This is a genomic window from Terriglobus roseus (assembly GCF_900105625.1).
In the GTDB taxonomy this organism is placed as follows: Bacteria; Acidobacteriota; Terriglobia; order Terriglobales; family Acidobacteriaceae; genus Terriglobus; species Terriglobus roseus_B.
This window is the reverse complement of record NZ_FNSD01000001.1, coordinates 4,697,259-4,718,416: the sequence shown is the minus strand read 5'-3', so window position 1 is coordinate 4,718,416 and position 21,158 is coordinate 4,697,259. Positions and strand designations below refer to the sequence as shown.

Sequence of the window (21,158 nt, the reverse complement as noted above, 5' to 3'; positions counted from 1 at the left end):
GTGCGCACTCCTGGAGACGTTACCTTGATCGATCGCTACACACGCCCAGCCATGCGCAAGCTATGGTCCGACGAGTCGAAATTCCGTGCCTGGCTTGAAGTGGAAGCTACTGCCAGTGAGGTGCTTGCAGACGCCGGCATCGTGCCGCAGGACGCCGCAAAAGCCATTCGCGCGCGGGGTGATTTCGACATTGCACGCATCCTCGAGATTGAGCAGCAGACGCGTCATGACGTCATCGCCTTCACCACCGCAGTCGCCGAGAAGGTCGGCCCGGAAGCCCGCTGGCTGCACTTCGGTCTGACGTCGACTGACGTAGTGGACACAGCGCAGGCACTGCTGCTGCGTGAGGCGTCCAGCATGATCCGCGACGGTTTGCACGCGCTCTCGGCGGTCCTGAAGCGCCGCGCCATCGAGTTCGCGCTCACGCCCTGCATCGGCCGTACCCACGGCGTGCACGCAGAACCGACGACCTTCGGCCTGAAGCTCTTGCTATGGCACACCGAGTGTGAACGGAACATTGTCCGCTTCGATGCCGCCGCTGCAGGCATGAATGTGGGCAAGCTCTCCGGCGCTGTGGGTAGCTACGGCACCGTGACGCCCGCGCTGGAAGAGGAGATCTGCAAACGCCTGGGTATCGATACCGCGCTGGTCAGCACGCAGGTTCTGCAGCGTGATCGCCACGCCGCCTATATCGGTGCGCTTTCGGTCATGGCGTCTTCGCTGGACCGCATTGCCACGGAGGTCCGTCATCTGCAGCGTACCGAAGTTCGCGAGGCGGAGGAGTTCTTCAGCGAGAAGCAGAAGGGTTCCAGCGCTATGCCTCACAAGCGCAACCCGATCACATGCGAAAACATCTGCGGCTTGGCGCGCGTGATGCGCGCAAACTCTCAAGTGGCACTTGAAGACGTAGCCCTGTGGCATGAGCGTGACATCTCGCACTCTTCGGCGGAGCGCGTTATCCTGCCCGACACGACTACGCTTGCGGACTACATGCTCTCGAAGACGACCAATCTTATCGACAAGCTGATGGTCTACCCGGAGCGCATGCTCAAGAACCTGAATCTGACCGGCGGACTTGTGTTCAGTGGCCAGTTGCTTCTTGACCTGGCCGAGGCCGGGATGTCCCGTGAGGATGCCTACAAGACCGTGCAGACTCTGGCGATGAAGGCGTGGAAGGAAGACCTGGTCTTCAAAGATCTTGTCGCCTCCGACCCGCACATCACGGCGCTGCTGCCGCCCGAGCGCATTGTGCGTGCCTTCGATGTAAACCGCCGTCTTGAGAATGTGCCCGCGATTTTTGAGCGTGTCTTTGGAAAACCGCTCGACGAACTGCGCGCAAACTAGTCCGGTCGAGCTTCGGGAATGTCCCACTCATGCGCGGAGAGAGTGCATGAGTGGTCCACCCCGTGCAGCGACACCACGAATTGGGCCTCCGTCCATGCCGCCCTGTCTTGGTAAAAGGACTAAGCGCAAAGCGCCGTCGCATTGCGCAGACGCGCAACCTTGCTACCCTCGATCAAGATGCTCCCAGACGGCGACCGCGAACTCGTAAAGATCATGGACGCCGCGCTTGCAGATGCGGCGGTACGAAGCGGGCACTGGCTCGCATGCCGACCTGGCTGCGATCAGTGCTGTTCTGGCGTCTTCCGCATTGCTCCACTCGACACCGAGCGACTGCGTGAGGGCCTTAAATCACTCACCAGATCCAATCCGGAAAAGGCCGCGGTGCTTCGCGCTCGTGTCCGAGAGAGCGTCGCAAGACTTTCGGCTGATTTTCCGGGAGACTCGGAGACAGGCATTATCTTCGAGGATGAAGACTCCCTTGAACGTTTCGAAGACTTCGCCAATGACGAAGTGTGCCCCGTTCTGGATCCAGCAACCGGCACGTGTGATTTGTACGCATATCGGCCGATGACTTGCCGCACCTTTGGTCCGCCGGTACAGACGGCAGACGGGGTGTACGGTGTCTGCGAGCTTTGTTTTGTCGGCGCACCCAAGGAAGCTGTCGCGGCCGCGGAACTCCATCTGCCCGATCCTCTGCTCGAATCCGCGCTGGATGACGAGATAGGCTTAGCCGGAACCACCATCGTCGCATTCGCTCTCACGGAGAAGCAGGATAGCGAGCAACACTAAGTCGCCGTCTCACGGCGTCGGTGCCCCTCCCGCTTGTTACCCTAGAACAGTGAATATTCTTTTCGTCGGCGACATCTTTGGATCGGCCGGCCGTCGCATCGTTGCCGAGCACATCGGCCATGTTCTTGAGTCCAACCACATCGACCTCTGCGTCATCAATGGCGAGAACGCCGCAGGCGGCTTTGGAATCACGCCGTCCATCGCGGATGACATCTTCGACCTCGGCGCGGACGTCATTACTACCGGCAACCACTTCTGGGACAAGAAAGAACTGCTGGACTACCTAAAGGTTCCTGCCGACTCGACCGGGCGGCCGCGGCGTATCCTGCGACCAGCGAACTTCGCTCCGAAGACGCCGGGATTCGGCTTCTTCGAGAGTGAGCTTCCCACGGGCCAGACTTACGCCGTGGTGAATCTTCAGGGGCGGGTCTTCATGCAGCAAAACGACGACCCCTTCCGGAAGGCGGATGAAATCCTCTCGTCCATCAAGGCGAAGGTGATACTTGTCGACTTCCACGCGGAGGCATCGAGCGAAAAGGTGGCGATGGGCTGGTATTTGGACGGTCGCGTGACGGCTGTTCTGGGAACGCATACGCACATTCCTACGGCTGATGAGCGTGTGCTGCCCGGCGGCACTGCGTTCCAGACCGATGTGGGTATGAGCGGCCCTTATGACTCCGTCATCGGAGTCGAGAAAGAAGCCGTCCTGGAGCGTTTCCTGACCGGGCAGCCTACTAAGTTCGAAGCAGCCAAGGGCAATCCCAAGATGTGCGCCGCAGTCATTGAGTGCGATGGAGCTACCGGCCGTGCCTATCGCATCAAGCGCATCATGCTGGGTGAATAGCCGTTACTTCCCTACCTCACCGAGTGCGAACCGCCCCATCGGAATCGCGTGGGAAACCTGTGGTTTACTGTCCATCTGCGACATCGGGTAGGGGTCGGGACTACCAGTAGGAAAGCCCCATACACTACCAGTACGCAGGTTTACGGTCACTTTGCCGAGGACCTGGCCACCTTCCGGCTGCCGCAGCATGAAGACACCCGGCTCAACATAGATGGGGTCGGCGTTACCGGACTGCGCAACCACAGGCACGGGCGACAGGTACGGGCGAATCGCGATCGCAATCAGTGCGACCGCGATTAACGCGAGGAGTGCGTTCGTCAATTGAGTGGACTTAAACATGTATGACTTCCCCTGAAAACAGTAAGAGGCAGCCCGCAGGCTGCCTCTTGCTATTGATGATCCGTGCTTACCGCTTGCGTGCAGGTGCCGCACGATGCGTTGCAGCAGCCGGCTTGGCAGCAGCCTTGGTTTCGATGGCGCCGCCGGTCATGGTGAGCATCAGTGGCTTCTGGGTGTAGGAAGCCATGGTGCCCACGACCGTTACATCCGCGCCAACGACCGGTGCGGTCTTAGGTGCTTCCGTGAGCGTGACGCTGACATCTGCAACCATCGGGCTCGCCTGCTTGGCATCATCCGAAACTGCCAGAGTCAAGGCGGTATCCGCGATACTGACGACCTTGCCGGTCAGCTTCACTTCCTTGTCCTTGATCGGCGCGAATTCGGCCTCTGCCTGCTCCGTCGTTCCGTTGGTAATCACGAATTCACGATCCGCGATGTTGGTTTTCGCCAGCGTCGGATCTTCCTTCTTGTCAGCTTCGAACACAGTCGTAGCCTGATCTGCGGGGGTCGGCGCCGGCTTCACGCTGCCTGCAAAGTCTGCAGGCGGGAAGAGGTTGTCCTTTGCAGAAGCCTTGACGGCGTCGTAACCATCTTCAGCGCCGTGGAACTTCTTATAGCAGTAGGTCGCCAGCGGCTGGAAGGTAGCCTTGAACTGATCCGGCGCGTAAATCGCTGTACGCGTTGCGAAGAAGGTGCAGTTCAGGTAATCAGGAGGCGTTGCGGTGTAATACGCCTGGCCGAGGAAGTAGGTGTCCTGCAGAACAGGACCGGGCTGCGTTGTCGCTGCCACGTCTACAGCCTTCAGCTCAGAGGTATAAGCCGCGATGGCGCCGGCCGAATCCTTCTTGGTGAGCGCATCGATACCAATCGCTGAATAAAAGTAAGGCGTGACCTGCTTCTGAATGGCTGCCCAGTCCGCATCGGCAACTGCGGTCGGCTTGGTGGCCTTCAAACCGCGGCTCGCGGCATCGGCCGCCTTGTCATACGCGGACTGCTTTGCAGCAGGATCGGTTGCAGAATCGCCCTGAGCCTTCAGCAGGCTGGTCTCCAGCGCCAAAGCACGGATGTTGTTGGGGTCAACCTGTAACAACTTGTCCGCGGACTCAAGCGTCTTCGGCACGTTGTTGGATCCGGCGTAACCGGCAACAAGCTGCTCCAGAACGGTGCTCTTCACGGACGACTGCGGAAACTTCGTCAGGAAAGCCTCAGCTGCGGTGGCTTTCGCCGCCGGGTCGGTGGCGGTAATCACGGCTTGGTATGCCGTGTACTCATCCGCCGAAAGCTGTGGTCCCTGCGCTGCCGCCCCATTGTTCGTGGTTACCGGTGTTTGTGCCACGGCGTACGTTGCGGAGACGCACGCGGCCGCCAGCATCGAGGCGAGAAAAGCCTTCTTCATCGAACTCTCCCTGTTCTTATTCAATCTCTGCACTAGTCAGAGCAGAACGCTGTGCTTGTACGAGTCACAGATTTCAATAGATGCAAGCAATGTATCAGGTGTAGCTCCAACGCAAAACACACCATGCAGCAGCACCTGATTCCCTTCGCTTATTGGACGTTTCCCAGCCGATTATCGCAGCAAGATCGACTTCATCGACAGGCAGACCGAGGCAGCGACCTGTGCGTGCCTGGAGACAGAGGAATAGGCAATGGCGGACAGCCCTTTAATCTACTGAGTCCTCGCAAACAGCCGAGACTTGAGAAAGAATCCGTAAACCACTCCCCACACCTAGTGTTTCGCACCGGATTATCCACAATATCTGCCACGTATCCCGCTTGATTCCGCTCCAGTGGCGGACTAGCCTCAAGTCATACAAGAACACTGTCGCCGCCCGGTTCTGCAGGGCGACATTCGGTGTGGAGGTCTCTTTCACTTGCTCAAGCTCAAGCGTGTTCAGATTCTCGGCTTTAAGTCTTTCTGCGACCGCACGGATGTGCAGCTTAGCGGCAGCGGCATCGCAGCCATTGTCGGCCCGAATGGCTGTGGCAAGTCGAACATCTCGGACGCTATTACATGGGTGCTGGGTGAGCAGAGTGCGAAGAGCCTGCGCGGCGTGAAGATGGAAGACGTGATCTTCGCCGGGACGCGCGACCGCAAGCCCACCGGCATGGCCGAGGTCTCCCTGACGCTGGTCGACCCAGACGTCTATGACGCCAGCGATGCAGGCGAAACGATCAACATGGGTTCGGTGACATCCAAACCGGCCGAGATCAACGACTGGGACGAGACCGCTGAGCGCAACATGAGCGCCGAGGCCACACTGGCCGCCGTGGCAGAGGCTCAGCCCGGGCCCATCCCTCCGGACGAAGAGTCGGAAGAGATCGAAGTCGATGCTCCGATCGATCCCAATGCTGAGCAGGCTGCTGCCGAAGCCGGGACGACTGCTCCCACGCCCCTCGTGCTGAAGATTCGTCGCCGCAAGTTCAACCGTGCCCCTGTCCGCGCTGGTGAGATCACCGTCACGCGCCGGCTCTTCCGCTCGGGCGAGTCGGAGTACCTGCTGAATGGCAAGATCTGCCGCCTGCGCGATATTCAGGACATCTTTTTTGGCACCGGCCTGTCCGGCGAGAACTACGCGATCATCGGCCAGGAGCGCATTGGCCAACTGTTGTCCTCGAAGCCGTTGGATCGCCGATCCATCATCGAAGAGGCGGCCGGGATCACGCGCTTCAAGACGAAGAAGCGTCTTGCTGAGCTTCGACTCGAGGCCGCGAAACAAAACCTTGCGCGTGTCGATGACATCTTCGACGAAGTGACACGGCAGATGGGCAGCCTCAAGCGGCAGGCGTCAAAGGCTGAGCGCTATGGCCAGATGCGCGACGAGCTGCGCGCCAAACTGCGTGTTGTCCTGCGCAGCCGCTTGTCGCAGCACGATGCGGATCGGTCTACGTCAGAAGAGTCGGTGAACAAACTCACCACTTCCATTGATGAGCAAGCGACTTCGCTGGAGGCGCTCGATGCAGATCACACGGCGGGTGTCGCGCGCGGGTACGAATTGGATGAAGAGATTCGTGCAGCACAGAGCCGCATCAACGAGACGCGTGTTGAGTTGGAGCGTGCGACAGCCCGTATTCACTCCAACAATGACCGCGTCAACGACCTCGCAGCACGCGTCGCCAGCGGTACAGATGAGCTGGCGCAGCTGAAGCATCAGATAGAAGCACTCTCAGCGGATCGCGACGGTTTGCGGCTCTTCCTGGAGACGGCAACCGCGGACACTGAAGGCGCGCGTCAAGAGGCCCAGACGAAGCAGCGCGAGGCCAGCGAGGCGCAGTCGCAGGTAAACAACGCCGACCGTGAAGCCGGCAACGGTCGCCATCAGTCCATGCAGTTGATGCAGCGCATCAGCAACGTGCATCGCGAGGAGGCACAGGCGGCCGAATCGCTCGCAGGTCTTGAGCGCGACGCGCAGCGGCTGGTTGGCGAATCCGAACAAGCCAAGGTCGAATTAGAAGCTCTGGGCAAGCAGCGTGGGCAGGTCTCGATGACCTTCGAGTCCGTGACCGATCGCCTGAAGCGGCTGGAGGCGGAGATAGCCCAACTGCGCCTGGACCTGGACGCCAAGCGCCGCGAGGAGATGGAGACGCGGCGTCGGGGCGATCATCTGCGGGCGGAGGCAGCGACGCTGACGGGCCGCAAGAACTCGTTGGAAGCGCTCATCCGCGACCATAGCTACTCCAGTGAGACGGTGCGGAAGCTCTTCAAGGCGAATGGCATTGGGACAAGCGTGGCCCCGGTTGGAACACTAGCGGACTTTCTGGAAGTGGATGATGAGCACGGAGCAGTCGTCGATGAGTTCCTGAAGGAAGAGCTGAATTACGTCGTCGTGAAGGATTGGAACTCCGCGGACGCTGGCATCGGGCTTCTGAAGGGCAATGTTGACGGCCGCGCCACGTTCCTGGTTCACAGTGAATCAGCGCCTGCGTATGGAGACGGCATGGCGAGCCGGTCTGTGGGCGAACTGCGGGGCGCGCGTCCGCTGAAGGACTGCATCCGGATACTCAATGGATTTGGGAGGTCTCTTGAGGTAGTCCTTCCCAAGCTGCGTGAGGGCTTCATTGCCCCGGACAGCGAGACCGCGCGCACGCTGGCGCTTGAGAATCCAGAGGCATTCTTCCTGTCGCCCTCTGGCGAAACCTATCACAATGTGACGGTGACGGGCGGCAAAGCGCGCTCAGGAGGTCCGCTCGCTCTCAAGAGTGAACTGCGTGAGATCCAAGCAAAACTGGAGGCCGTGCAGGCAGATCTTTCACAGAGCGAGCTTGGTGTTGCTGGCCTGACGAAGCAGATCCAGGAGATGCAGCATGCCATCGAAGCCAAGGGCAACGAGCGGCGCGATGCCGAGCGTGAAGCCGCAAACAGCGGTGCTGCTCTCCGCCAGATGGACTCGGAGGCCGCGCGCATCGAGAAGCGTCTTGCCGACTGGTCTCTGCACTCCGAACGGAATCGCGATGCGCGTGCGCAGAAGCAAGACCTGATCGAGCGCAAGCAGACTGAGGCAGCACAGTTGAGCGTCGAGCGGGAAGCTATCGATGCTCGCGTAAACGAAGCGGTGCTGCGCATAGAAGATCTCCGCCTACAGCGCGAGGAGGTGCAAGCAGCGGCAGCAGCGGCTGCTGCAGCCCTCGCGGGGCTCGAAGAACGACGCCGTAATGCCTCTGCCAACTTCGAGCAGAACGAGCGCATGCGCAACACCACGCAGCAGCGCATCGTTCACTTGGAAGGTCAGATCGCGGGCGCTGCCGCTGAGCGCACACGCCGCGAAGAGGAGACGATCCAGCTGACGGAACAGCAGGCGGAATTGACCGCTCAGCGTGAACAGTTGACCGCCGAAGCACACCGCCTGAGCGCCGAAGCGACCGCCCTTCGGGCGACGATCGCCGAGAAGAACTCCTTACTGCGCACCATGCGCACGGAGATCGAAGGCCTTCGCGAGCAACGTGCCACACTGCAGACGAAGATCGCCCGCCTGTCCAGCGAGATCGAACATCTCGAGGCGCAGTCACTGAACGACCTGAACATGCCTGCTGAAGAGCTGCGTGCGGATACCAGCATCGAGCCCATCACTGCAGAGGCGCTGGACGCTGCCGACGAAGAGACACGGACGATGAAGGGCAAGCTGGAGGCAATGGGCCCCGTCAACATGATGGCGTTGGAAGAGTTCGCAGAGGCCGAGCAGCGTCACAGCTTCCTGGAGACGCAGCGCAAGGATCTGCTGGATTCCATCGCTAACACGCAGGGCGCCATCAAGGAAATCGACGAGATCAGCAAGATCAAGTTCGACGATGCGTTCGCCATCATCAACAAAAATTTCTCGGATACCTTCGTGAAGCTCTTCGGTGGTGGGCAGGCGACCATGAAGTTGACGGACGAGTCGAACTCTGCAGAGAGCGGCATCGACCTGGTCGCGTCGCCGCCCGGTAAGAAGATGCAGAATGTACTGCTGCTCTCCGGTGGTGAGAAGGCGCTCACTGCCCTCTCACTGCTCGTCGGCATCTTTGAGTTCCAGCCCAGCCCCTTCTGCGTCTTGGACGAAGTCGATGCACCGCTTGACGAGACCAACGTGGGTCGCTTTGCCCGTCTGGTTCATGAAATGAGCAAGGACACGCAGTTCGTTGTCATCACCCACCATAAGCGGACGATGACGGAGGCAGATGTGATCTATGGCGTGACCATGCAGGAGCCCGGCGTGAGCAAGATTGTCAGCGTCAACCTGAACAAGGCCGAGCCAAGACGCGTCGCGTAGTCAAAGGGATTAAGACAGGCAGAAGAGGGCAAGGCGCGAAGCTATGCCCTCTTCTGTCTATACCTCACGCGCAATCAATCAGTCTTTGTGCGTACCTTCGACCCGATGAAGGCGAAGTAGGCAACTACCAGATAGCAACACAGCGGCACCACGAACGACATCGCCATGCTGCCGGTGCGTTCCGCCACCCAACCGACAACGGGCGTTGCAACAGCGCCGCCGATGATCGCCATAACCAGCACACTTGCGCCCAGCGTCGTGTTTGCCCCAAGCCCCTTCAAGCCAAGTGCAAAGTTGGTGGGATACATCAGCGACATGAAGAAGCTAGTCAGCATAAGCGCCCAGAGACCGACCCAACCTGGAAGCGTGATCACTAACACCAGCAAAGCCACGTTCACCAGTGCGAAGACGCCCATCAAGACATTTGGCCGGACATACTTCATGAGCGCTGTCGCAGCAAAGCGGCCAACGGAAAAGATCGCCAGACTGCCGCTTAGAAAATAGCCCGCGATCTTCTCGGGCTGGTGCGCATAGTCATGCGCGTACTGGATCAGGAAGCTCCACGAAGCGACCTGCGCACCTACGTAGAAGAACTGCGAGATAACCGCCCAAACGAAGTGTGGCACGTGAATGAGGCTGGCTGTCGTGCCGCGCTCTTCGAAGGGAAACTGGTCCTGACTCAACGTGCGTGCAGGAAATTTCACGCGCATCAGCAAGACGGCAAACAGAAACACAACGAGTGCCAGGACGAGGTACGGCGTGGTCACGCGCAGCGTTTCGCGATGCAGAAATGCAGCGTATGTGCCTGCGGCTTTCATCTGCGCTGTCTCGGCAGCACTGGGTTCGATACCGGAAAAGATGAAGACCGTCCCGATGAGCGCGCCTGCAATCGTGCCGGGAGGATTGAAGGCTTGTGCAAAGTTCAATCGTCGTTCTGAGGTCGAAGGATCGCCGAGCAACGTGATGAACGATGCGCCGCCCGTCTCAAGGAACGCGAGTCCTGCCGCAATAACAAACAACGCCACCAGGAAAAAGCTATATTGGTTCGCCAGGGCGGCCGGCCAGAACAGGAGGCAGCCCACGCCATACAGCAGCACGCCTGCAACCAGGCCAACCCGGTATCCCCAGCGCCGCAGCACGTAGGCTGCGGGCATCGAGATACAGAAGTAGCCAAAGTAGAACGCAGACTGCACCAGACCCGCCTGCAGACGCGATATCTGGAACGCCTTCATAAATTGCCGGATCAGCACATCATTCAGGTTGTTTGGCAGCGCCCAAAGGAAGAAGAGCGCAGTCACTACGAAGAAGGCGGTGCGATGGCTCGCACTGAACAACGGAATGTTTGGATCAGGTGCTTCGTGAAGCTGTTGTCTCGTGGTGGTTGCGGGCGGGGCGCCGTGCATGAGGACTCCTTGAAAACGGCTCGTCACTTTCGACGCCGATTGCAGAAACGCCAGCCTATCGCAGAAAGTGCACGATTTGTTGCCTGCGTCTGACAGACGCGGGTAACCGAACCGGTGCCTTACCGCATGAATCCGCACGTACTCGGGAAAAAGTGGTGAAATCAAGAGGATGAGCTTTAGCGACCTGAAACCGATCCTGACTGGCAAGGTGCGCGACCTGTACGAGGTCGGCACGGACCGTCTGCTGTTTGTGGCAAGTGACCGCATCTCTGCCTTCGACCATGTGCTGGGTAGCCTGGTGCCCGATAAAGGCAAGGTGCTGACGCAACTATCCCTCTTCTGGTTTGATTTCCTGCGGAATCTGGTTCCAAACCACCTGATCACGGCGGACGTCCGCGACTATCCCGCAGATTTGCAGGCATTCAGTGACGATCTGCGCGGCCGCAGCATGATTGTGCAGCGTGCTCGGATGGTGCAGGTGGAGTGCGTCGCGCGCGGCTACCTCTCTGGATCGGGATGGAAGGATTACCAGCAGACTGGCGCGGTGTGCGGCATCGAGCTGCCAAGCGGTCTCCGCGAGAGCGACCGCCTGCCCCAACCGATCTTTACGCCCGCAGCGAAGAACCACACCGGACATGACGAGAACGTGGGCTTCGATCACGTCGTCGATGCAGTCGGTGAGGAACTGGCCGAAGAGCTTCGAATGCTGACACTGTCCATTTACTCAACGGCCTCGAAATATGCCGAGAGCAAGGGCCTCATTCTCGCGGACACCAAGTTTGAGTTCGGCTTTGTTCCCGCAAAGGATGGCAGCGATCTGCTGGTGCTGGCCGACGAAGTATTGACTCCGGACTCATCCCGCTACTGGCTCGCCAGCGGCTACGCGCCCGGCGGCGCGCAGCCGTCGTTCGACAAGCAGTTTGTGCGGGACTATCTGGAGCGCATCCATTGGAACAAGCAGTTGCCTGCACCCGCGCTGCCCGACGAAGTGGTTGAGGAGACGCGGGCCAAGTACCTGCAGGCCTTCACGCTGCTCACTGGCAAGCAGGAGCTGCCGGAATAATCGCCATGAACAATGCCCTGCACGGCGTCACAATCGGCCTGAACGGCATGAATCCGCTCGACTGGACGATTGCGCTCGTGCTCGCCATCTCGACCGTCACGGCATTCATGCGCGGCCTGATCCGTTCCCTGGTCTCGCTTGCCGGTCTGTTGATCGGCATCTTTGCCGCATGCTGGTACGCACCCCAAGGGGCAGCCTACCTGGCGCGGTGGCTTACGCCCTACGCCTTTGCGGAGATCGTGGCGTTTGTGCTGATCCTGGCCGCGGTTTACGTCGTTGCGGCGCTGCTGGGACGGTTGCTGCACAGTGCGGCCGGCGCCATTGGGCTTGGCTTCCTGAATCGCCTTGGGGGCGCCTGTTTTGGGTTCGCTCGCGGCGTGCTTCTTCTTGCTGCGCTGATCCTGCCGATGGCCCCTTTTCTGCGCGATTTTGCCGCTGCGAAAACTTCAGTGCTTTTGCCCTATTTGCTTCCGGCCGCGCATGGGATATCCTTCGTTGTGCCGCGCGACTTTGGAAAGCGCCTCCCGGCCAGCCTCTGGTGGTCACATGCCAGAAGCGCCGCCGGTGAGCCTGCGACGATCAAGATACGCACGACGCCATCAGACTGAGGTGAGTACGAGTGAAGCGGGAAATGGACATCCTGGTGGCGCAGATGCATGCGGACGGCGTTTCGTACGAAGAAGCTGTGCGTGAATTCAAACGGCGCTACCTTCTGCAGGTTCTTCTGAGCCATCGCGGCAATCAGTGCAAAAGTGCTGAAGAACTCGGCATGCACCGCAACACGCTGAGCCGGACGCTTGCCGAATTGGAAATGGACACGGCACAGATCCGCAATGGCCTGAAGCGGCCGGCACGCAGCGATCGCGCCGCGGGAACACCCCGTCTTCAGACGCTCGCACGTGTCCGCTAGAGTTTGTCGCCTCTCGAACGTCTAATGCTGCAGGCATGACTGCTTCTCTGACCCATCGCCGCGGACTATCCCTGGCATGCATTGCTGCGCTTCTCGTTGCGCCCGCTGCAAGCGCTCAATCGACTGCGCCCGATCCCAAGAGCCCGCTCCCTCCTTCTGCGAAACAGCGCGCCACAGCGGAAGACGCTTATCTTTCCGGGGCGAAGCACCTCAGCAAGAGTGAGTTTTTGCCTGCGGAACGAGACTTCGCGCGGGCCGTCTCCGCCGATCCCACACATGCTGAATACGTGCAGGCGCTGGTGCTTTCGCGCGAACACCGTGTGACGAATCTGCTGCAGCAGGCCGCTGCAAAACGTCCCACGGACGCCTCTGCAGCAGATGCCTTGGTGGAGCAGGCTCGGGTTCTGGACCGGGACAATCCGCGTGTCACGCAGCACAATACGCCTCCTGTCGTGAAGCCGGTGCGGCGGATGGATGTTGCCGGCGGCGTTGTTCTGCTGCATACCAACGGCCTTCACAGCTACCACGAGCGCAGTGACATCCGCACGCTCGCGTCACACATAGCAGCCGATTACGGACTGAAGGCTGTGCTCGACCCGGAAATCCCCGCGAAGTCGTACCGCATTGACGTGGATGATGCCAGCTACGACGAGGTGATGAGCGTCTTTGCCGTTCTCACGAATACAATGTCGGTGCCGCTGGACGAACACACACTCATTTTCGCGACCGACACAACACCAAATCGACAGCGCTACGAGCGCCTGGTGGAAGCCGTCTACTACCTGCCGGGCTTCTCCGCAGATCAACTGAAGGATTTCGTGAGCATCGCGCAGAACCTGCTGACTTTGAAGCAGGTGAGCGTACAGCCGGTTGAGGGGTCACTGGTGGTGCGAGGTCCGGCAGAACTGGTGGACGCTGCAGACAAGATCTTCAATGACCTGCTGACAGGCAACAGCGATGTCGTCATCGATATGAAGCTTTACGCCGTCGATAAGTCGCGCACACAAAACCTTGGCATTATTCTGCCGGCATCGCTCAGCGCCTTCAGCCTCGCATCCCAGGCGCAGAGCATCGTGGCTGCAAACCAGTCGCTGGTGACACAACTCATCGCCAGCGGAGTGATACCTTCCACCACCAGCGTGTACGAGATTGCGGCTTACCTGGTCTTCGTCGCCGGTGTCGGAGGTTCCAGTTCCCTGCTGGCGAACAGCTTCCTCATCTTCGGTGGTGGTGCGACTACGTCCGTGTTGTCGACGGGCAACAGCCCCACCATCAATCTTGCGCTGTCGCAGAGTGATGCGCGTTCCTTGGAGGATGTGCAACTGCGCGGCAGCGATCGGCAGACGATCATCTTCAAGGCGGGCACTCGCTATCCCATTCAGACGTCGCTTTTCAGCGACATCGCCTCGACAAGCACCACCAACACGACGGTGAACGGTGTAAGCCTTGCTAGCCTGCTGGCGCAGTACCTCGGAACCAGCTCGACGGGCAGTACCGGCGTCATTCCGCAGGTGCAGTATGAGGACCTGGGACTGGTCATAACGGCGGTGCCTCGCATCCTGCGCACGGGCGATGTCAGCATGCACCTGGAGGTGAAGGTCAGTGCGCTCTCCGGCAATTCACTGAACGGGATTCCGATCCTGTCCAGTCGCCAGTTCACGTCGGATCTGACGATGGCTGATGGCGAGACTGCCATGATGATCAGCAATACCAACAGCGCAGAGACCACTGCCGTTACCGGTACGCCCGGCCTGAGCGAATTGCCAGGTTTCCAGAGCACTACAAATCGCAATGGCACGCGAACCACAGGAGACCTCGTGTTGATGCTGACACCGCACATCGTGCGGTATGGTCACCGCAATCCCGCAGGCCCATACATTGCGCTTCCGCAGCGGCCCGACGACGACTAGCAACAAGTTGGACGCGCACCCGAATGGCACTTACGCAGGCCGTGTCGTTTCCGCAAAGTCTTCCACATGTCTTTGGACTACCCGGATCAAAACCTGCATGAACACTGGTTGTTTCAAGGTTGACCCCATGCGTTGACCTAAGTGGAAAGGCCCGATATACTTAATCTTGTTGAGCGGGAGTAGCTCAGTGGTAGAGTGCTTCCTTGCCAAGGAAGATGTCGCGGGTTCAAATCCCGTCTCCCGCTCCAATAAAGCCTTTTTCCCTTCCTGAGATGCTTCAGTCGGCTTTCTGAAGAAGCGCGTTCACCCCGGATGCGCAATGGCGCGGTACCCAAGTGGTAAGGGAGAGGTCTGCAAAACCTTTATGCGTCGGTTCGATCCCGACCCGCGCCTCCAAACTTCCAGTCCCTACAAAGCAACTTGCTCTGCAGATGTCGACACACGACGGCGTTGGGCTCCCTGCCGTGCTTCCGTTTCGTACAGAAACCCTGAGATGAGTTCGCGGCGCCACATATCGTAGGCCTAGGACGAGCTTCGCGTCCTTTAGGAGCGACGGAGCCCCTGAGATTCACGATCTATGCCAGTCCGTATGCCAGCAGCGATTCGGAAAGCCAGGACCCGGTCGCTACTTTGAAGAACATCTGGCATGCTACGGGCAGGTCGCGATCCTTGTGCCAGATGAGTGCCAGTTTCCGTGGAATATGGACATCTTTGACCTTAAGCACCATAAGCTGCCTCGAACGAACTTCGGCTGCGACGTTCACCAGGGGCAGAAAACCGACTCCGGCGTCGGCCATGATGAGACGTTTCAAAAGTTCGTTGGAATCGAGCTCCATACCGATCCGAGGGATGAGATTTCGCTCCGAAAAGAGCCGGTCCAGCATCTCTCTGCGACGACTTCTCACGGGCAGCAGCAAGCTATGCTTCGACACCGCTTCAAGCGTGATGGTGGCGCCGGTGACGAGGGGGTGACGAGGTGAGGCCACCAGAACAAGCTCATCTTCATGGATGATCTCGGTCTTGAGTCGCGGTTCTGTCAATGGCAAGGAGACAACGCCGAAGTCCACCTCTCGATTCAGGACGAGTTCGACCGTACGGACACGTTCCGTGCGATTCACCGTCAGAGCGACCCGCGGGTGCTGTTTCTTGAATCTGCTGAATAGATGAGGCAGCACGTAGAGCGCTGTCGAGTCGTTCGCGCTTACTGTGAGCGAACCTCTGGGCGAACGAGAGAGATCATCCAGAACAAGCTTGATGTGGTTGTGACGCGAGAGGCAGTCTTCAACGTACGGCTCAAAGACGCGGCCGGCCGCCGTCAGCGTGACCTTACCGCCGCCACGCTCGAACAGACGATGGCCAAGGGACTTCTCCAAAGACCGCACCTGCGCCGAGATGGAGGGCTGGGTAAGGTGTAGCTTGTCTGCCGCCTTGGAGAAGCTCTTGTTCCGAGAGACCTCCAGAAACGTTCGAAGCTGATTAAAGTCCACGATTCTCCTACTGGCATTGCCGAACACAACCGCGGTCCGGGGTCGTTTGCTTAACTAACTTTATGAATGTTCCGATGAGTCAAGCATAGGCGAGACCGCTGAGAAAGGTCTATTCGGCGCTCAAGAAATGTTGGGCGCCGGGTGTGATCGCCAACTCCCGATAGCGACTCCAGCGGTCTTCCAGACTTCGAGTTCTGGCTGCGCCGCCGGATTCCGCGCCCCCGTCAACCCACCGAGAGACCCGCTCCTCCCCATCCGTATAGGCCAGCATGTACGAGCGGTATTCATTCAGGTATAGAAGAGTCGCATCGGGGTGGGCCATGAAAGCCTCTGCCCCGAGGGCGCTTCCGGCTCTCACAAATTCCAGATCGCCATCAACATATCGCTGCGCAATCGAAGGTTCCGCAGACTTCAAGGAACGTACGAGAGTACTGATCTTCACGTAGAGATCCGCTTTGCTCGCAGGCAGTCCCGCCAACGGGAAAAGAATCACTCGCTCCACATAGGCACGTTCAGCGTCGGAAAGAACCATGCGGGGTGCGTAAGCTGCGGCAGCCTCAGAGAGGAACGATTCTGGACTGAACGTGGGTTGAACGCTCGCTTCCATCCAGCGCTTCTGCTGCACGAAAGCCGCTTCGTGAAGGGTGTTGAAGACATGGTGTCCGGGGTATCCCTCGTGACACGCCAATTCGAGCGCCTCATCCACTGTTAAGGGAAAGTCGAGGTTGACCTGGATAAGACTGTGCGCCGATCCCAGGTAGCGGCTGAAGGCGCTCCAAGGTCGGTTTCGGACGAATGCCAGTTCGATCGACTCATTCGCAGGAAGAGATACATGCGCCGCCGTGCGTTCCCTGCATGCCGCCAGTGCAGCGACCATCACCGGCTGGAGACGCTCCGCAGGGACGGCGAAGCCTGAGTCATAGGCCGCATAACGTTCCGATGATGACTGATGAGTCGCTCTCCTCTCCGGTGGCAGCAGCGATTCGATGCTGCTCCTTGCTCTGCTCCGTTCCGCAACGCTCCTGTCGGTCAGCCGTGTCGTGGCAAAAAGAAAACGCGCTTCGTCATCGAAAGGAAACCGTTGTCCTTGCAGCATCTCGACACGCCTCTCGATCGCGACGAGTTGAGCCTCGAGTAAGGCGCCTCTCTCGACTAACCCTTTATCTACAGGCGTTCTGTCTGCGATGCGAAGCTCGTGCACCTGCGCTCGCAATGCCTTCGCTTCCCTACCGATCTGGCCCAGGTTTGGATAGGCCGCGTGAACCTCTACACGCAACCCCTGTGAGACAACGGCGAAGTCAAGCGAATCCGGATCCCGTTCTCCGAGTGCGACCACAAGACGAACATATCTTCCTGCAATCGTCTCCCATGGATCGGCTTTGCCGTCTGCACTTCGAGAAGATGTGCAGCCAGCCAGCGCGAGCGCGAAACAAGTCAAAACGACGGCAACAGAGCGACTCACCCACCTGCGCGGATTGGAGATGTCTTCCATAGATCAGCTATACCTGTTCGGCGCCTTCACTTCAAACGCAGCATTCGCAGAGCTACCCACCGTCTTCTCTATGGGCGCGATAGAAGATGCCACACTTCGCTTTACCTCTGTACGACCCACTGTTAAAACTTGCTTACTTCACCCAATTACTTCTTCTCTTTGCATTGAAGCACTGAGCGCTTCATGTCTATCGCCAACTAATTGAACGTCGCGTGGCCAAACGTGACGCCGCCGTCCTGTGACGTGTGGCGCTGCTGGGGTACGGGTCAGGTCCAAGGAGGTCGGATTGTTCTCTCGATTCAATCGTCATGTCTCTCTACTTCAGGGTGCGGCTCTTGTTAGCCTCACGGCTGGTCCGATGCTTCTCCACGCCCAGACTGTAACAGCGACGCTGGCCGGCACCGTTCTGGACTCCACAGATGCAGTGGTGTCTTCTGCAAAGGTGACCGTGACGAATAAGGCTATCGGCTTTACCCGGACACTCAGTGTGGATGATCAGGGTCGCTACAATCTTGCGAACCTGCAGCCCGGCGTATACGTCGTTGTTGTGGAGGCCACAGGCTTCTCGACGAAGACGTTCAACAACATCACCCTGAATGTCGGCGACGTAGAGCGTCTGGACCTGCACGTGGACGCAGGCAGCACGGCTGAGAGCGTAAGCGTGACCGCCGCAGATACTCTCCTGCAGACGGATACCTCGTCCAACGCCACGGTCATCGACAACAAGCAGGTCGTTGAACTGCCGTTGGCAAACCGCCAGTTCTATTCGCTTGCCCTGCTGTCGCCTGCCGCGTATCAGCCCGCACAGAATTCGACGCTTGGTTTCCGCGGTGGTATCAACATCGCCGGCGCATCAGAGATCAGCAACCAGTTCACGGTTAATGGCATTTACGACAACGATATGGGCGTGGCACAGCCGTCGTTCCGGCCCTCCGTTGAAGTCATCCAGGAGTTCCGCCTTCTGACCGGTGTGTATCCCGCAGAATACGGCCGCATGTCCGGCGGCCAGGTCGTCATTATCACCAAGAGCGGATCGAATGCATTCCATGGTTCGGCTTACGAGTTCATCCGCAATGAGTACACCGACGCGAAGCCATACTTCACCGCATCGGGCGCAAAGACTCCTTCGTTCAAGCAGAACACCTTCGGCGCGACGATCGGCGGGCCCATCTGGAAGGACAAGACGTTCTTCTTCTTTGGTTATGAAGGGCAGCGTATCCGTCAGGCTGTAACGGCACTTGCGACTGTACCGACAACCGCTATGCTGAATGGCTTGTTCACGGGGAAGACTCTCTACGATCCTTCCACGGGTTTGCCCATGACGCCCCTTGCTGGTACAACCAACAGCTACAACCTGGCCACAGCTATGGCTGGCACCTCGAAATATCATTACGGTTCCACCGGCGCTATTGCAGGTCAGACGATTGCCCGCCTGGGTTTCCCGGCTCCGAATGCAGCGGGAACTTCGAATAATTACAACTTTCAGGAAACTCGTACAGAAAACATGAACGAGTTCACATCCCGGGTGGATCACCGCTTCAGCGAAAAGGACTCGATCAACGGGAGCTTCAATCTCTTCAAAGATCCCGCGTTTGAGCCATCGAATTCACTTTGCTCTTCGTACGTCGTACCGAAGTTTGGCTGCTATACCAATCAGATTTCAACGTTGGTCAACGCGACCTATGACCGCGTGCTGACGGCCAGCATGGTGAATGACCTTCGCCTTGGCTTCCAGCGCTTGCAGCAGCCGCGCGTACAGGAAGATAACACCGCCATCGGTGCCGCTTACACGGGTCTGCCCGGCGGTCCCTACTTCAACCAGGCCAATTACGCAAATAACCTTGGACTGCCGAACACAGCAATCAGTGGCTACGCAACGATCGGCGGCGCTACGAATCTGCCGCAGAATCGCTGGGATAACCACTACCAAGTGGCCGACACATTCACCTGGACCCACGGAGCCCACACCTTCAAACTGGGTGCGGATCTGCTTCTGGCAAAATCGACCAACGTGATCACCAGTTCTGGTCGCGGAGCGTTCGTCGTCAACGATGCTTCGATCGCCACACTCGCCGGCACCGGGAATCACGTAGGTTATACGGGCGATTCAGTAGCCGATTTCCTGCTGGGACTGACTTACACATCCACCATCGGAGCCACAGCCGGAACGGTATACCTGAACTTTCAGGGCCAGGACTACTTCGTTCAGGATGACTGGAAGATCAAGCCAAATCTGACCTTGAATTTCGGTCTCCGTTATGAGTACGACAAGCCCGTCTACTCCCCACATAACACGACATCAAACTTCAGCCTGTCTCAGCAACAGTTCCTTGCCGCCGGCGGCAGCAATCCTACGAGCATCTACGATCCGGACTACAACAACTTCGCACCCCGGTTCGGTTTCTCTTGGCAGCCCTACGATCAGGCAAAGACTGTCGTGAAGGGTGCGACCGGTGTCTTCTACAACACACCGCTGCTTTACAATCAGTTCCTCACTACCGGAACACAATCGCCATTCCGTAATGTGAGTACTTTCACCTCGACGCAGAGTGTGGCAGCAACTCGGACTGTCAACACGATCTCCCTGGACTCACCGTTCTCGGTTCCAAACAGCACACCTCTCCCTTCGTGCACAACGGGCGCCCAGACTGGCTGCTCTGCATCGCTTTCACCGTTGAGCATCGACCGCGGCTATCGCACGCCGTACATCACGGAATGGAGCCTGGGCGTGGAGCAGCAGATCACGAGCAGCATGGTCTTCGAAACGACCTACTTCGGTTCGAAGGGCACCAGGCTGCCACTATCCATTTCGGCGAATGTGATCAATCCTTCGACTTACACCGTCAATAGCCGCGTGCCGCGGCAGTCGGATCGTCCCTTCCCCAACTTCTCTACTGTAAGCAGCCAAGGAACACGAGCGAACTCTGAGTTTCACTCCTGGCAGAACAGCCTGAAGCAGACCAATCGCAATGGCGTCACCTTCCTGCTCGCCTACACCTTTGCTAAGTCCATCGACGGTGGCGGTGGTATCGGTTCTGGCTCCAACTCTTCCGGCACGGCGCAGAACCCCTACAACCTGAGGGCAGAGCGCGGTCTGTCGGACTTCGATGTTCGTCATCGCATCGTCTTCAGCCCGGTGGCAGAGCTGCCCTTCGGCAAAGGCAAGGCGTACCTCAACCATGGCCTTTCCTCAGCACTCTTTGGTGGCTTCCAGCTCTCTGGTATCTTCACCTTCCAGACCGGTCGCCCCTTCACGATTACGAACTCATCAAGCAACAACAGCGGATACTTTGGTAACGCCGATCGCCCGAATCTTGTAGCGAATCCAAATGCCGCAGTGAACACCGCGAACGGAACGAAAACGCACACGGTAGCACAGTGGTTTAACACTGCGGCGTATTCCAACCCAGCTGCCTTCGTAGTGGTCAACGGGGTTGTAACCCAAGTTGGACAGTTCGGAACTGCCGGTCGCAACCAGGTCACGGGGCCGAAGTATACGGATCTGGACCTGACGCTATCACGCACCTTCCCGATTGTTGAACGGGTTAACGGCCAGTTCCGCGTTGAGTCATTCAACCTATTGAATCACCCCAACTTCCTCAATCCTCTTGGAACAGGTGTGCAATATGTCCCGACTACGACAAGCACGAGTTCCTTCGGAACGATCACTCAGGCAAACAATCCGCGCGATCTGCAGTTCTCATTGCGCATCCTTTACTAGTACTAAGTCAATCGCAACGACGAAGGGCCGGGGCTTATGCTCCGGTCCTTCGTCGTTACCTGGGTGCGTCCTGACTCACTCGTGGGACATCCAGTGCGCCTCCTTCACGCCT

At 58.6% G+C, this 21,158-nt stretch carries 14 protein-coding genes and 2 tRNA genes; 11 read left to right on the top strand and 5 right to left on the bottom strand.

What is annotated here, in order from left to right; all coding sequences use genetic code 11:
• The first annotated feature begins 24 nt into the window (after positions 1 to 24).
• From purB to BLW03_RS19570, 3 genes are all read left to right on the top strand, one after another.
• Positions 25 to 1,344, top strand: coding sequence for an adenylosuccinate lyase (gene purB / locus BLW03_RS19580; RefSeq protein WP_074655645.1), 1,320 nt, complete (start codon positions 25 to 27; stop codon positions 1,342 to 1,344).
• A 177-nt stretch (positions 1,345 to 1,521) separates the two neighbouring features.
• Positions 1,522 to 2,133, top strand: coding sequence for a YkgJ family cysteine cluster protein (locus tag BLW03_RS19575; RefSeq protein ID WP_074655644.1), 612 nt, complete (start codon positions 1,522 to 1,524; stop codon positions 2,131 to 2,133).
• 49 nt (positions 2,134 to 2,182) lie between these two features.
• Entirely contained in the window at positions 2,183 to 2,977 is a 795-nt protein-coding gene (locus BLW03_RS19570) for a TIGR00282 family metallophosphoesterase (protein WP_074655643.1), read from the top strand.
• Positions 2,978 to 2,980: 3 nt separating this feature from the next.
• Here the strand turns inward: BLW03_RS19570 and BLW03_RS19565 are convergent, their stop codons facing one another.
• Positions 2,981 to 3,316 (bottom strand): hypothetical protein, encoded by a 336-nt coding sequence (locus tag BLW03_RS19565; protein WP_074655642.1) that lies wholly within the window; start codon positions 3,314 to 3,316, stop codon positions 2,981 to 2,983.
• Positions 3,317 to 3,383: 67 nt separating this feature from the next.
• A complete protein-coding gene (locus tag BLW03_RS19560) occupies positions 3,384 to 4,712 on the bottom strand; it encodes a hypothetical protein (RefSeq protein ID WP_074655641.1) in 1,329 nt (442 codons plus the stop codon).
• 475 nt (positions 4,713 to 5,187) lie between these two features.
• On the opposite strand from BLW03_RS19560, the gene smc reads away from it, so the two are divergent.
• Complete coding sequence (smc, locus tag BLW03_RS19555; protein ID WP_074655640.1) at positions 5,188 to 9,060, top strand: chromosome segregation protein SMC; 3,873 nt, start codon at positions 5,188 to 5,190, stop codon at positions 9,058 to 9,060.
• A gap of 74 nt (positions 9,061 to 9,134) precedes the next feature.
• On the opposite strand, the gene fucP is transcribed toward smc, so the two are convergent.
• Entirely contained in the window at positions 9,135 to 10,463 is a 1,329-nt protein-coding gene (gene fucP, locus BLW03_RS19550; RefSeq protein WP_074655639.1) for an L-fucose:H+ symporter permease, read from the bottom strand.
• 169 nt (positions 10,464 to 10,632) lie between these two features.
• Here fucP and BLW03_RS19545 point away from each other — a divergent pair, with 169 nt between their 5' ends.
• The 6 genes from BLW03_RS19545 to BLW03_RS19515 all read left to right on the top strand — a co-directional run bounded on the left by BLW03_RS19545 (position 10,633) and on the right by BLW03_RS19515 (position 14,742).
• The gene (locus BLW03_RS19545) at positions 10,633 to 11,526 is read left to right on the top strand and encodes a phosphoribosylaminoimidazolesuccinocarboxamide synthase (protein ID WP_074655638.1); all 894 of its coding nucleotides are present in this window, start codon (positions 10,633 to 10,635) and stop codon (positions 11,524 to 11,526) included.
• A 5-nt stretch (positions 11,527 to 11,531) separates the two neighbouring features.
• Positions 11,532 to 12,134, top strand: coding sequence for a CvpA family protein (locus BLW03_RS19540; protein WP_074655637.1), 603 nt, complete (start codon positions 11,532 to 11,534; stop codon positions 12,132 to 12,134).
• 11 nt (positions 12,135 to 12,145) lie between these two features.
• Positions 12,146 to 12,436 carry a helix-turn-helix domain-containing protein gene (locus BLW03_RS19535; protein WP_074655636.1) on the top strand — a complete coding sequence of 97 codons (291 nt, stop codon included), beginning with the start codon at positions 12,146 to 12,148 and terminating at the stop codon, positions 12,434 to 12,436.
• Between the two features lie 35 nt (positions 12,437 to 12,471).
• Entirely contained in the window at positions 12,472 to 14,346 is a 1,875-nt protein-coding gene (locus BLW03_RS19530; protein WP_074655635.1) for a type II secretion system protein GspD, read from the top strand.
• Positions 14,347 to 14,519: 173 nt separating this feature from the next.
• A tRNA-Gly gene (locus tag BLW03_RS19520) sits at positions 14,520 to 14,594 on the top strand.
• Positions 14,595 to 14,667: 73 nt separating this feature from the next.
• Positions 14,668 to 14,742, top strand: a tRNA-Cys gene (locus BLW03_RS19515).
• A 179-nt stretch (positions 14,743 to 14,921) separates the two neighbouring features.
• On the opposite strand, the gene BLW03_RS19510 is transcribed toward BLW03_RS19515, so the two are convergent.
• Both BLW03_RS19510 and BLW03_RS19505 read right to left on the bottom strand, forming a co-directional pair.
• A complete protein-coding gene (locus BLW03_RS19510) occupies positions 14,922 to 15,833 on the bottom strand; it encodes a LysR family transcriptional regulator (RefSeq protein WP_074655633.1) in 912 nt (303 codons plus the stop codon).
• A gap of 109 nt (positions 15,834 to 15,942) precedes the next feature.
• Positions 15,943 to 17,169 carry a hypothetical protein gene (locus BLW03_RS19505; RefSeq protein ID WP_074655632.1) on the bottom strand — a complete coding sequence of 409 codons (1,227 nt, stop codon included), beginning with the start codon at positions 17,167 to 17,169 and terminating at the stop codon, positions 15,943 to 15,945.
• A 514-nt stretch (positions 17,170 to 17,683) separates the two neighbouring features.
• On the opposite strand from BLW03_RS19505, the gene BLW03_RS19500 reads away from it, so the two are divergent.
• Entirely contained in the window at positions 17,684 to 21,046 is a 3,363-nt protein-coding gene (locus BLW03_RS19500; RefSeq protein ID WP_074655631.1) for a TonB-dependent receptor, read from the top strand.
• The last annotated feature ends 112 nt before the right edge of the window (positions 21,047 to 21,158 follow it).